Below are 12,750 nucleotides of genomic sequence, written 5' to 3' on the forward strand. Positions count from 1 at the left end.
GCATCATTGTCATGGTGACAGGATTACTTGAAAGATAGCGGCGCAGCCCAATCTCTTCCCCAGGATCAAGACCATGCAGGACGACCCTATCCCATCGATCACATTCCCGAACGGCACGGAAGTGCCGGCGCTCGGCCAGGGAACCTGGGCCATGGGCGAGGATGCCGGCCATGCGAGCGCCGAGATCGAGAGCCTCAGAGCCGGCATCGATCTCGGCATGACGCTGATCGACACCGCCGAAATGTATGGCGACGGCGGCGCCGAAGAGATCGTTGGCGAGGCGATCAAGGGACGGCGCGACGAGGTCTTCATCGTCAGCAAGGTCTATCCCTGGAACGCCAGCCTGAAAGGCACGATCGAAGCCTGCGAACACAGTCTCGAACGCCTCGGCACCGACCGCATCGATCTCTATCTCCTGCACTGGCGCGGCAACTATCCGCTTGCCGAGACCGTCGCCGCCTTCGAGATGCTGAAGGCCTCCGGCAAGATCGGCGCCTGGGGCGTCTCCAACTTTGATACCGACGACATGGAGGAACTGCTTGGCGTGCCCGACGGCGCCAATGTCGCCGCTAACCAGGTGCTGTACAACCTCACCCGCCGCGGCGTCGAGTTCGACCTTTTGCCCTGGTGCCGGAGCCGCGGCATCCCCGTTATGGCCTATTCGCCAATCGAGCAGGGGCACGTCCTCCATCATCCGGAACTAATTCACATCGCAAAGGCCTACCAGGCGACACCAGCCCAACTGGCGCTCGCCTTCCTCCTGAAACGCGACGGCGTCATCGCCATCCCGAAGACCTCGAATGCCGAACGCGTTCGCGAAAACCGCGACTGTATCTCGCTTGATATCACCGACGAGGATTGGCAAGCGCTCGACGCCGCCTTCCCGCCACCGGCCAGGAAAAAGCCGCTGGAGATGCTGTGATCGACAGCGGCTACCCAGCTAAGAGCCCCTCATCCGGCTGCCGCCACCTTCTCCCCGCTTGCGGGGCGAAGGGGATATGCCGCACCGGCTTCATCCACCTCGACGTTGTATTTGGCACGTCGCCTCGCCCCGTTTACGGGGAAGGGTTAGGGTGAGGGGCAGCTTATCGGCACGGACCTGACAGCGGTAGCAGGCTCACATCCCCTGCGCGCCGCGGTTCATTGCCGCGATGCCGGTGCGGCAGACCTCGATCAGGCCCAGCGGCTTCATGATCGCGATGAACTGGTCGATCTTCGACGACTTGCCCGTTATCTCCAGGATAAAGTGGTCGATCGTCGCATCCACCACCTTGGCATGGAAGGCATCGGCAAGGCGCAGTGTCTCGGCGCGCATGTCGCCCTCGCCGATCACCTTGACCAGCGCCACTTCACGCTCGATCGGCCGATCCTGGCCGAGTTCACGGGCTCGTACCGTGAGATCGACGACGCGGTGCACCGGCACGATGCGCTCGAGCTGCGCCTTGATCTGCTCCAGCACGTGCGGCGTCCCGCGGGTGACGATGGTGATGCGGGAAAGATGTGCCTGGTGTTCGGTCTCGGAGACGGTGAGGCTCTCGATATTGTAGCCGCGGCCGGAGAACAGGCCGATGACGCGGGCAAGGACGCCGGGCTCGTTGTCGACGAGAACCGAGAGCGTGTGGCTCTCGACCGCGGTCGTTTCCGGAGAGATGAAATAGGCAGAGCCCGTGGGCTGAAGGTGTGCGTTCATGGTCCTGGGTTTCCTCTCGCCGCATAACCCCGAAAAATCGGCCACGATTTTCGGAAAGGATTATGCGCAATTATTAAGTCTTAGACGAGCTGGCGGCCCTTGGCGTCGATCGCGTTGGCAACCGCTTCGTCGGTAGCTTCGTCGGGCAGCAGCATCTCGTTATGCGCCTTGCCCGAGGGGATCATCGGGAAGCAGTTGGCGAGATTGGCGACGCGGCAATCGAAAATGACCGGCTTCTTGACCTCGATCATCTCGACGATGGCATCGTCGAGCTCGTCCGGCTTGTCGCAGCGCAGGCCGACCGCGCCATAGGCTTCCGCCAGTTTGACGAAATCGGGCATCGCTTCCGTATAGGAATGCGACAGGCGGTTGCCGTGCAGCAGCTGCTGCCACTGGCGCACCATGCCCATATACTGGTTGTTCATGATGAAGATCTTGATCGGCGCATCGTACTGAATCGCCGTCGACATTTCCTGGATGCACATCTGGATCGAGGCGTCGCCGGCAATGTCGATGACGAGGCTGCCGGGATGAGCTATCTGGACGCCGAGGGCGGCCGGCAAGCCGTAGCCCATCGTGCCGAGGCCGCCCGAGGTCATCCAGCGGTTCGGCTGCTCGAAACCGAAGAACTGTGCTGCCCACATCTGATGCTGGCCGACTTCGGTCGTGATGTAGGTGTCGCGGTCCTTGGTATGCGCAAAGAGCCGCTCCAGCGCATATTGCGGCATGATGACGTCGCTGTTCTTCGTATAGGCGAAGGAGTTTCGCGCGCGCCAGCGGGCGATATCGCTCCACCAGCCTTCGAGGCGATTCTTCTCCGGCTTCTTCGGCAGCGCCCGCCACAGGCGGACCATGTCTTCGAGGACATGGCCGACATCGCCGCGGATGCCGATGTCGACGCGGACGTTCTTGTTGATCGAGGACGGATCGATATCGATATGGATCTTCTTCGAGTTCGGCGAGAAGGCGTTGAGGCGGCCGGTGATGCGGTCGTCGAAGCGGGCGCCGATGCAGACCATGACGTCGCAATCATGCATCGCCATGTTGGCTTCGTAGGAGCCGTGCATGCCGAGCATCTTCAGCCAGTTCTTGCCCGAGGCGGGATAAGCGCCGAGACCCATCAGCGTCGAGGTGATCGGGAAATCGGTGAGCTCGACCAGCTCGCGCAGCAGCTTGGAGGCTTCGGGGCCGGAATTGACGACGCCGCCGCCGGAATAGATGATCGGACGGCGCGCATTCGCCATCATCTCGATCGCAGCGTGAATCTGGTTGAGGTCGCCCTGGATCTTCGGCTGGTAGCTCTTCTGGATCGCGTAATCGGCGGGCGGCGTGTAGGTGCCGGTCGCAAACTGCACGTCTTTCGGAATGTCGACGACGACGGGGCCCGGACGGCCGGACTGGGCGATGCGGAAGGCCTCATGAATGATGGCGGCGAGCTGATTGACGTCCTTGACCAGCCAGTTGTGCTTGGTGCAGGGCCGGGTGATGCCGACCGTGTCGCATTCCTGGAAGGCGTCGGAGCCGATCAGTGGGGTCGGAACCTGACCGGTCAGGCAGACGAGCGGGACCGAATCCATCAGTGCATCCTGCAGCGGCGTGACCGCATTGGTAGCGCCCGGACCCGAGGTCACCAGCATGACGCCGACCTTGCCGGTGGAGCGGGCGTAGCCTTCGGCCGCATGGCCGGCACCCTGCTCGTGGCGGACGAGAATGTGCTTGATCTCGTCCTGCTGGAAGATCTCGTCATAGATCGGCAGAACCGCGCCGCCGGGATAGCCGAAGATATGTTCGACGCCATTATCCTTCAGCGCCTTGAGAACGATCTCCGCCCCCGTCATCCGATTGCCTGCCGCCTGATTGTCCGTGCTCATCTGTGTCTGTTCCGTTTGATGCTGGGATTTGCGTTTGTGGCCGGGAGCCCGATTTCGGGCACAAAAAAAGGCCCCGGAGGACCTGTCATCTAGCGCATGGGTGGCTATCGCCGGATGGTTACACCATCCTGCCCATGCGCCTTCCCACCACGATAAGAGCCGTTGCGATTTTCATGGCGGGAAGTGATAGACAGAAAATTTCGCAGCGTCAACGCATGCCGCAACAAAAACTGCCTCGCGCCTCCGCAACCCCGAAATCGGTAGGATGAAGGATTTGTTAAAGGATCGACTTTATCCTTTAACGCTACCGTAAGGAGTAGCCTTTGCTCAACAACGACTTGCGCATGTCTGGCAAGGCAGGCGAGCACGATCGACGAGACGGCCACGCGCCGGGAAATCGCTTTCTCGGCCGCGTCGTTGCATGCAGCGGCTCCAGGGCGACGATTGCCGCGGTCGCCGAACAGGGCGGCACCGATCTTACCGAACTCTGGTCCGTCGGCCGGCTGATTTCGATCAGCGTCGGCCGCAACCGCGTCGTCGCTCTCGTCTATTCGATGAATACCGGTAGCCATGCCTGGGGCGAAGGCGAGGACAATTATTTCAAGATCGAGACGGAGCTTCTCGGCGAAGTCCGCGTCGACGAAGACGGGCGCGAGGAATTCTCGACCGGCATCTCGCGTTACCCCTATCTCGGCGCCATCGCTCATCGCATCCGCGCCGCCGACCTGATGCGCATCTATGATGCCGGAACGGGCACGACGGCCGTCATCGGCAAACTGACCCAGGACGAAAGCATCGATGCGGCAATCCACATCCCCTCGATGCTCTCCAAGCATTTCGCCGTCGTCGGCTCGACTGGCGTCGGCAAATCGACCGCCGTATCGCTGCTGCTGCACAAGGCGATCGCCGCCGATCCGAAGCTGCGCGTGCTGATCCTCGATCCGCACAATGAATTCGCCGCCGCCTTTCCCCAGCACGCTGTCACCATCGATACCGATACGCTCGACCTGCCCTTCTGGCTGATGCGGCTCGAAGAGTTTGCCGAAGTCGTCTTCCGCGGCCGCCCGCCGGTGCCCGAAGAGCTCGACCTGCTGCGCGACATCATGCCGGAGGCCAAGCGCGCCTTCCGCGGCAGCGACAATTCGCTGGTGCGCCGCACCACGGAAAAAAGTTCGATCACCGCCGACACACCCGTTCCCTACCGCATGGCCGATCTCCTGGCGCTGATCGACGAACGCATCGGCCGTCTGGAAGGCCGCGCGGAAAAGCCCTCCCTGCGTTCGCTGAAGATGCGACTCATCGCCGCGATAAACGATCCGCGCTATCACTTCATGTTCTCCAACAACACGATCAGCGACACGATCACCGATACCATCGCTCAGATCTTCCGCATCCCGGGCGATAGCAGGCCGATCTGCACCTTCCAGCTCGCAGGCATCCCCTCCGAGGTCGTCAACTCGGTTGCGTCAGTGCTCTGCCGCATGGCTTTCGAAGTGGCGCTGTGGAGCGACGGCGCCATCCACATGCTCGTCGTCTGCGAGGAAGCCCACCGCTACATTCCCTCCGATCCGACACTGGGCTTCGTGCCGACGCGCCAGGCGATCGCCCGCATCGCCAAGGAAGGCCGCAAATACGGCGTCTCGCTCGGCATCATCACCCAGCGGCCGGGCGAGCTCGACCAGACCATCCTGTCGCAGTGCTCGACGCTGTTTGCGATGCGCCTTGCCAATGACCGCGACCAGGAAATCATCCGCTCGGCGATCCCGAATTCGTCGATCTCGACGACAAGCTTCATCTCCTCGATCGGCAATGGCGAGGCGATTGCCTTCGGCGAGGCGATCAGCGTGCCGATGCGCATGCGCTTCTCCCGTGTCGACGAGAACCTGCTGCCGAAGGCCGCCAGCGCCAACAACAAACATAGCGAGGAAGATCCCGACACCGTCGATCTGCGCAAGATCGTCACCCGCATGAGGGCGGTGACCGTCGGGCCCGATATTTCGAATTTCCAGCAGAGCGTTGCGGCATCCATGCCAGGTTTCGACGAGGCGCTGGAAGCCGCCGAGGTTTTCGACACAACACCCGTCCCCCCGCCCCCGCCGGCTTCGGCGCCACTCGAATCCTACCGGCGCGAATTGCTGCCGCAGGCGCCGCGGCTGGACCCGGCCGAGCCGACCCCGACCGATCCGCGGCTGGACGCGCTGCGCCGCGAACTGCGTCGCGAGGAGCCGGTCTTTCCCCGGCCGGTGCCGCCGACAGACCAGTCGCCGATCACCCGCCGGGAACCCGGCACGTCACTGCGCGAAAGCATCCTGAAAAAGCCGCTGAGCAGCCTTTACAACAAGGATTGATGCTCCAGCGCGATCAACGGCCGGGCAGTATCGAGCACATGTTGGAGATCCGCCGACCCAAGCGGCAGGAGCGGCCGCGGGAGCTCCGTACGGACATCATGGAGATGCTCGGCCAGCATATAGACCACGCGGATGCTTCCATGCGCCTTGAACACCGCCCAGAGCGGCTGCAGAAGACCATCGAGCCGACGCGCCTCGCCGTCATTGCCAACCATGGCGGCCTTGGTCAAAGCAAGCGCCGTGCGCGGGAGCAGCCCGCCGATGACGCTGTACCACGCGTCTGCACCTGCAAGCAGCGCCTCCGCCGCACCCCAGTCACCGCTGTAGCCGATCGCGAGATCGGTCTTTTTCCGTAATGTCGCAAGCTCCGCTCGCAAGTCGCCGTCAACAGGCAGCGGCATTTTCACCGCCTTGATCGTCTCGATATCGGAGAGGCGCTGCAGAAGCTCGCGGCTGAACGTGAAGTGTGTCGTGCCGGGGTTGTTGTAGATGCAAAGCGGCAACTTGGTCGCCTTCGCCACAGCGAGGAAGTGCTGATAGACCTCTTCCTGGGTCAGCGGCGTATACGACACAGGCGCAAGCAGAAGCGCATCGGCGCCGGCAGCCTCGGCATCCCTGGCAAGATCGACGGCATGATCCGTCCTCAGTGCGCCGGCGCCGACAACCAGCGGAACACGGCCCTTGACGCATTCGACCGCCGCCTTGACGGCCCGCAGCCGCTCCTCACGGGTGAGATAGACGTAAATTCCGGTACTGCCGAGAAGACCGATGGAGGCCACACCTGCCTCGCAAAGGCGTTCCAGCAAGCGGCCGATGGCCTCGGCGTCGACCCGGCCATCCGGACCGGCAGGCGTCGGCGGAAAGGCCGAGAGGCCATGAAACGGTGAAGAAGACATGATGCAATCCTCAAAACGCGGTCAATGGGAGAACAGCAGGCGCGAACCCGCGCCGGCGAAGAAAACGGCAAGGCTTGCTTCGATCCAGCGGCGCGCCCGCGCGTAGCCGCGCACCAGTGGCGCCGTCGAGAAGAGCACGGCATAACCGGAAAATATCGAGACCCCGAGAAGCACGCAGCCGCCGAAAGCCAGAAGGGCCATTTCAGGCGAAGCGACGGGCTTGAGGCCGAGAGACATGATCGCCACCCAGGCCAACACCGCCTTCGGGTTTCCGAGATGCATCAGGATTCCACGCCGATACAGCGCGCCGAGCGCGGTGGCAGGCCGGGGGACCTCGCCTGTCGGCGCCTCCACGGCAACGGCCGAGCGAGCGGCCTTCCAGGCGAGCCAGAGCAGGTAGAGCCCGCCCGCGAGCTTGAGGAGGATGAGGGCATGAGCATAGCGGACCAGCAATGTGGAAATGCCGGTGACCGCGATCAGGCCCCAGCAGGTCGACATCGTGATTACCCCGGCGGCAAGCGCCAGCGCCGGCTGGCGCCCCTGGCTCATGGCCACGTTCATGATGGCCACGTTGCTTGGCCCAGGGCTGCCTGCGGCGATGACATAGGCGATATAGACGACGAGAAGATCTTGCATGTCCCTTTTCCGGAAGCTGTTGATGCGCTTCCTTCTCCCAGGAAATTGGTTCATAATGAAGCGCCATTTTCAAGAATCTTCATGGACCACTCTCAATGTCGAAGCGGCGCAGCAGCATCGCAATCCCATCGCTCAATGTGCTCGACAGGACGGCGAATATCGGCCGCCAGCTTGCCCAGGCGCTAAGGAGCGCGATCGCCCGCGGCGAGTTGAGACCGGGCGAGCGCCTGCCTTCGACGCGCACGCTTGCGGCATCCCTAAAGATCGCCCGCGGCACCGTCGTCGAGGTTTTCGATCAGTTGACCGCCGAGGGTTATCTCGAAGCGAGAGTGGGAGCCGGAACCCGTGTTGCCGCGGCTCTGACGGACGCGTCTCCAGCCATCCCGCCGGCACCGGCCGAACCGGCCGCCGACGATGCGATCGACCTGCCCGCCCCGGCGGCCCGGCTGATATCAATCGCCCGCGCGCTCACCTCTCACCCGCCCGTTCCCTTCGCCATATCAGTCCCGGCAGCCGGTATTGCGCCTGACGATAATTGGCGCCGTCTCGGCAATCGGGTGCGTGCTTCGAAGCAGGCTGCCCCGTCAGGCTATCAGGATCCGATGGGCCTGCTCGAGCTGCGCCTCGCCATTGCCGAACACGTCCGCCGTGCGCGAGCCGTCCATTGCGAACCGGAACAGGTGATCGTCACATCAGGCACCCAGCAGGGTCTCTACATGGCCGGCCGGGTCCTGCTGTCGCGCCACGACCCCGTCTGGGCCGAGGATCCCGCCTATCCCGGACTCACCGCCGTGCTCGACGATCTCGACGTCCGGACGCATCGCCTGCCGGTCGATGCACAGGGAATGAACGTCGAACGCGGGCTCGAGTTATGTCCAGAAGCGCGCGCCGCCTTCGTGACGGCGTCACACCAATATCCGATCGGCATGCCGCTCAGCATGACGCGGCGCAACGCCCTGATCGCGTGGGCCGACAGGAACCGCGCCTGGATCGTGGAGGACGATTACGACAGTGAACTGCGTTATGCCGGACACCCTTTTCCTTCGATGCAGGGGCTGCGTCCGTCGCGTGTCATCTATCTCGGCACCTTCAGCAAGGTCCTCTTTCCTTCGCTGCGCCTCGGTTACGCCATCGTCCCGCCGCCGCTCGCAGAAGCCTTCGCCGGAGCACGCGCCATTCTGGACCGGCATTCTCCGATAGCCGAACAGCACGTTCTGGCGGCCTACATGAGGGAAGGTTATTTCGAAGCGCATATCAGGCGCATCCGAAGTCTCTATGCCGAACGCCGCGCTATTCTGCTCGCGGCGCTCGAGCGGGCTTTGCCGCAGGGGTGCCAGGTTCAGCCGAGCGATCAGGGCATGCACGTTCTTCTGTGGCTGCCAGAGGAGATGGATGACGTGCGACTTGCGGCGCGCGCCCTCTCGGCCGGCCTCGCGGTGCGGGCGATCTCTCCGATGTATGCCGCGCAGCCTGCGCGCGCTGGCCTGATGCTGGGTTTCGGCGGCTTCCCACAGGCGCAACTGGAGGCGGCGGTAGGCGAGCTCTCCAGACTTCTGTAAGCGCTTATCGCGTAAACTGGAGCGGGAGGTCCGCAACGGGGATGACAACTAGACGGTCAGCCTTTGCCAGCTCTCGTCCATCTGGTTGCGGAACCAGGTCATTTGCCGCTTGGCATATTGCCGTGTCGCCGCAGCCCCCTTCTCCAGCATCTCATCGCGCGTCATCTCGCCCTTCAGCATCGCCGCGATCTGCGACACGCCAATGGCCTTCATGACAGGCGCTTCGGCCGGCAGGCCGAGCGCAAGCAGCGCCTTCACCTCGTCTTCCGCACCCTGTTGCAGCATCTTTTCGAAACGGCCGTTGATGCGGGCATGCAGCACCGCCCGGTCCGGCAGAACGACGATCTTGAGGGCCTCGTCGGCATCGATCACCACAGGCCCGGACCGGCCCTGGAAATCGGCGATCGAGCGTCCCGTCGCTTTGATCACCTCCAGCGCCCGGACGATGCGCTGGCCGTCCTGGCGGTTGAGGCTTGCCGCCATGACGGGATCGACGTCGGACAGCTCGGCGTAAAGCGCGTCCGGCCCTTCTTCTACGAGTCGCGTGCGTAATTCTTCCCGCAGTGCCTCGGGGATATCCGGCATGTCGGAGAGACCACCGGTCAGCGCCTTGAAGTAAAGCCCCGTGCCGCCGACGAAGACCGGCAGCTGCCCGGCGGCCCTGAGCGCCGGCAAAAGCGCCGAGACATTACGCAGCCACGCGCCTGTGGAATAGCCGGCCCCCGCCGGCACGTGGCCGTAAAGATGATGCGGCACGCCTTGCATCTCCTCTGCCGACGGACGCGCGGTCAGCACCCGCAATGTATCGTAGACCTGCATGCTGTCGGCATTGATAACGGCGCCGTCATGGCGTTTGGCCAATTCGACGGCGAGCGCGGACTTGCCGCTGGCGGTCGGCCCGGTTATCAGGATCGCGTTCTTTACGCTCAGAAGGTTTTCCATCATGGCCCTCGTTGCCACGCTTGTTGCCAATCCGTCAAATCCCGTTCTGACCGCCGACGTCGCCGAACAGGCGGCTGAGGCCGTCACGGCTTCCGGCCTCTACTGGCTGGCCGACGGCATTGCCTGTGACATCGCGCTGCGCGACGGCACGGATGCGCAAGCCGCCGAGGCCAATATCCTGGCGGTCATCGCCAGTGCGCCAATCGACCTCGTCATCCAGGAGCAGGACAGCCGCCGCAAGAAGCTGCTGATCGCCGACATGGACTCGACTATGATCGGCCAGGAATGCATCGACGAACTTGCCGCCGAAGTCGGGCTGAAGGAAAAAGTCGCCGCGATCACTGCGCGCGCCATGAACGGTGAGATCGCCTTTGAGCCCGCCCTGCGTGAGCGGGTCGCTCTGTTGAAGGGCCTGCCACTATCGGTCGTCGACGAGGTCATCGCCCGGCGTATCACGCTCACTCCGGGTGGTCCGGAACTGATTGCCACGATGAAGTCGAAAGGCCATTACACCGCCCTTGTCTCCGGCGGCTTCACCGTCTTCACTAGCCGCATCGCCGCCAGCCTCGGCTTTGATGAGAACCGCGCCAACACGTTGCTCGAAGAGGGCGGCATCCTTTCCGGCTTTGTCGCCGAGCCGATCCTCGGCAAGCAGGCGAAGGTGGATGCGCTGAACGAAATTTCGACAAGCCTCGGCATTTCGCCACAAGAGGCAATTGCCGTCGGCGACGGCGCCAACGACCTCGGCATGCTGCAACTCGCCGGCTCCGGCGTCGCCCTTCACGCTAAGCCCACCGTTGCCGCCCAGGCACAAATGCGCATCAATCACGCCGACCTGACGGCACTTCTTTACATCCAGGGTTACCGGAAGACGGATTTTGTGACGGGTTGAAGGCCGAAGCACGCCTCTCCGCCCTCATTCCTGTGGTCTCAGGGCTTTGCCCGAGGGATGTCACAGGAATGAGCAAGGAGAGATTGGGCGAGAACAGGAAAGCTGCGCCTAGTCGCCGCCGTAGCTCGCTCACTCCATCGGCACCGCCACGAACCGCAGATCGCCATTGGCCGATGCGATCATCAGCTGGGCGTTGCGCCGGCCTTCCTGTTTCAGCGATTTCACCTTTGCGGCAACCGCGTCCGGGGACTTCATGAACTCCTGCGCCACCTCGACAATAACGTCCCCTGGCTTCAACCCCTTTTCGGCCGAGGCGGAGCCGGGCTCCACCTCCGTCACGACGACGCCGTCGACGCTCTCGGCGATGCCGAAAGCCTTGCGTGTTTCGGGACTGAGGAGCGACAGCGACAAGCCGAGCACGTTCTTCGGCGTGGCCGCATCCGGCGATACCTGGCCCTGTTGGTGCTGATTCGGCGCCGGTGCGCCCGGTACGGGCGCTGCCTGGTCGCCGGTATCCGGCTGGTCCATATCGTCGTTCTCGCCGGGATCAGGGGTGATCACGCCGTCCTGCGAGCCATCGGGCGCCGCATCGCCGGATGCCGCCTGATCGCTGTCTTCGAGCCGTCCGAGCTTCACCTTGACGGTCTGCTCCTTGCCGTCGCGCAGCACCACGACGTCGACCTCTTTTCCGACCGTGCTTTCGGCCACGACGCGCGGCAGGTCGCGCATCTCATTGACCGTCTTGCCGTCAAATTTCAAAATGACGTCGCCCGCCTTGATCGAGCCGTCGTCGACGGGACCGCCCTTGATGACGCCGGCGACCAGCGCGCCCTTGGCGGTGTCGAGTCCGAGGCTGTCGGCGATGTCGTCGGTCACCGGCTGGATGCGCACGCCGAGCCAGCCGCGCCGCGTCTCGCCATACTGGCGCAACTGCTCGACGACGCCGGAAGCAAGTTCGGACGGTACCGAGAAGCCGATGCCGATCGAGCCGCCGCTCGGCGAGATGATCGCCGTGTTGATGCCGATCACTTCACCCTTCATGTTGAAGAGCGGCCCCCCGGAGTTGCCCTTGTTGATCGCCGCATCCGTCTGGATGAAGTTGTCGTAGGGGCCGGCATTGATGTTGCGGCCGCGCCCGGAAATGATGCCGACCGTCACCGAACCGCCGAAGCCGAACGGATTGCCGATCGCCATGACCCAGTCGCCGATGCGCATCTCGCTGGAATCGCCGAATTTCACCGATTTCAGCGGCGTCTTCGGCTCGACCTTCAGCACCGAGAGGTCGGTCTTCGTATCCGTTCCGATCAGCTTCGCCTTGAGCTTCGAGCCGTCGGCGAAATTGACCTCGATGTCGTCGGCCCCCTCGATCACGTGGTTGTTGGTGACGATATAACCGGCCGGATCGATGACGAAACCGGACCCAAGCGAGCTGACATTATGGTTGGGGCCTTTGTTGCCCTGCTGTTTGTTGAAGAAATCGTTGAAGAATTCCTGGAATGGCGACCCGTCAGGCGCACGCGGCGCCGGGCCGACCCCCTCGTCATCCTTCACATTCTGCGAGGTCGAGATATTGACCACCGCATCGAGCAACCCTTCGGCGAGATCGGCAACGGAAGCGGGACCGTTGGACGGCACGGTGGTCTGAACCGGTGGGGTCTGCTGCGGTTCGGCCGGTGCGGACGGCGCCGGAGCGGGTGCAGCCGGAACGGGCGCGGCAACCCCGGGCGCTGCTGTTTCAGGCGTGGTTTGCGCAAAAGCAATCCCGCTCATGCCGGCTTGCGCCAAGATGGCGGCGCTGGCCAGAAGCGCGAGCGTTCGTCTGAAGGGCGAGCGAATCGTGGTGGCCATCAAGCTTCCTCATAAGCGGTAAATGCGCACATTGAGCACCAGCATAAGGCGGAATGATGGAGGGTGAA

10 protein-coding genes are annotated in these 12,750 nt (G+C 63.3%); 4 read left to right on the forward strand and 6 right to left on the reverse strand.

Going from position 1 to position 12,750, the window contains the following annotated elements:
• Nucleotides 1-73: 73 nt before the first annotated feature.
• Entirely contained in the window at nt 74-922 is an 849-nt protein-coding gene (locus HJC04_RS07340) for an aldo/keto reductase (RefSeq protein WP_210630669.1), read from the forward strand.
• 195 nt (nt 923-1,117) lie between these two features.
• On the opposite strand, the gene ilvN is transcribed toward HJC04_RS07340, so the two are convergent.
• Both ilvN and HJC04_RS07350 read right to left on the reverse strand, forming a co-directional pair.
• Complete coding sequence (gene ilvN, locus HJC04_RS07345) at nt 1,118-1,690, reverse strand: acetolactate synthase small subunit (RefSeq protein WP_210630667.1); 573 nt, start codon at nt 1,688-1,690, stop codon at nt 1,118-1,120.
• Between the two features lie 80 nt (nt 1,691-1,770).
• The gene (locus HJC04_RS07350; protein WP_221145489.1) at nt 1,771-3,561 is read right to left on the reverse strand and encodes an acetolactate synthase 3 large subunit; all 1,791 of its coding nucleotides are present in this window, start codon (nt 3,559-3,561) and stop codon (nt 1,771-1,773) included.
• Nucleotides 3,562-3,884: 323 nt separating this feature from the next.
• Between HJC04_RS07350 and HJC04_RS07355 the strand changes: the two genes are divergently transcribed.
• Nucleotides 3,885-5,909 (forward strand): ATP-binding protein, encoded by a 2,025-nt coding sequence (locus HJC04_RS07355; RefSeq protein ID WP_221145491.1) that lies wholly within the window; start codon nt 3,885-3,887, stop codon nt 5,907-5,909.
• On the opposite strand, the gene HJC04_RS07360 is transcribed toward HJC04_RS07355, so the two are convergent.
• Together HJC04_RS07360 and HJC04_RS07365 are read right to left on the reverse strand one after the other, a co-directional pair.
• Nucleotides 5,894-6,808: a dihydrodipicolinate synthase family protein gene (locus tag HJC04_RS07360; protein WP_221145668.1), complete on the reverse strand. Its 915-nt coding sequence runs from the start codon at nt 6,806-6,808 to the stop codon at nt 5,894-5,896. The genes HJC04_RS07355 and HJC04_RS07360 overlap by 16 nt on opposite strands.
• A gap of 18 nt (nt 6,809-6,826) precedes the next feature.
• Nucleotides 6,827-7,441: a LysE family translocator gene (locus HJC04_RS07365; RefSeq protein WP_221145500.1), complete on the reverse strand. Its 615-nt coding sequence runs from the start codon at nt 7,439-7,441 to the stop codon at nt 6,827-6,829.
• Between the two features lie 95 nt (nt 7,442-7,536).
• Here HJC04_RS07365 and HJC04_RS07370 point away from each other — a divergent pair, with 95 nt between their 5' ends.
• Nucleotides 7,537-9,000, forward strand: a complete 1,464-nt coding sequence (locus HJC04_RS07370) for a PLP-dependent aminotransferase family protein (RefSeq protein WP_221145502.1) — start codon at nt 7,537-7,539, stop codon at nt 8,998-9,000.
• A gap of 48 nt (nt 9,001-9,048) precedes the next feature.
• Here the strand turns inward: HJC04_RS07370 and miaA are convergent, their stop codons facing one another.
• Nucleotides 9,049-9,945: a tRNA (adenosine(37)-N6)-dimethylallyltransferase MiaA gene (miaA, locus tag HJC04_RS07375; RefSeq protein ID WP_221145504.1), complete on the reverse strand. Its 897-nt coding sequence runs from the start codon at nt 9,943-9,945 to the stop codon at nt 9,049-9,051.
• Here miaA and serB point away from each other — a divergent pair.
• The gene (gene serB, locus HJC04_RS07380; protein ID WP_210630661.1) at nt 9,944-10,834 is read left to right on the forward strand and encodes a phosphoserine phosphatase SerB; all 891 of its coding nucleotides are present in this window, start codon (nt 9,944-9,946) and stop codon (nt 10,832-10,834) included. The two genes, miaA and serB, sit on opposite strands and share 2 nt — an antisense overlap.
• Before the next feature lie 129 nt (nt 10,835-10,963).
• Here serB and HJC04_RS07385 read toward each other — a convergent pair whose 3' ends face one another.
• The gene (locus HJC04_RS07385; RefSeq protein WP_221145506.1) at nt 10,964-12,682 is read right to left on the reverse strand and encodes a DegQ family serine endoprotease; all 1,719 of its coding nucleotides are present in this window, start codon (nt 12,680-12,682) and stop codon (nt 10,964-10,966) included.
• Nucleotides 12,683-12,750 lie beyond the last annotated feature (68 nt).

It is taken from the genome of Rhizobium sp. NLR8a (assembly GCF_019685235.1).
In the GTDB taxonomy this organism is placed as follows: domain Bacteria; phylum Pseudomonadota; class Alphaproteobacteria; order Rhizobiales; family Rhizobiaceae; genus Rhizobium.

Coding starts and splice junctions, on each gene's coding strand:
- HJC04_RS07365 (WP_221145500.1), bottom strand. CDS start 7,441: ATGCAAGATCTTCTCGTCGTCTATATCGCCTATGTCATCGCCGCAGGC.
- miaA (WP_221145504.1), bottom strand. CDS start 9,945: ATGATGGAAAACCTTCTGAGCGTAAAGAACGCGATCCTGATAACCGGG.
- HJC04_RS07350 (WP_221145489.1), bottom strand. CDS start 3,561: ATGAGCACGGACAATCAGGCGGCAGGCAATCGGATGACGGGGGCGGAG.
- serB (WP_210630661.1), top strand. CDS start 9,944: ATGGCCCTCGTTGCCACGCTTGTTGCCAATCCGTCAAATCCCGTTCTG.
- HJC04_RS07370 (WP_221145502.1), top strand. CDS start 7,537: ATGTCGAAGCGGCGCAGCAGCATCGCAATCCCATCGCTCAATGTGCTC.
- HJC04_RS07385 (WP_221145506.1), bottom strand. CDS start 12,682: ATGGCCACCACGATTCGCTCGCCCTTCAGACGAACGCTCGCGCTTCTG.
- ilvN (WP_210630667.1), bottom strand. CDS start 1,690: ATGAACGCACACCTTCAGCCCACGGGCTCTGCCTATTTCATCTCTCCG.
- HJC04_RS07340 (WP_210630669.1), top strand. CDS start 74: ATGCAGGACGACCCTATCCCATCGATCACATTCCCGAACGGCACGGAA.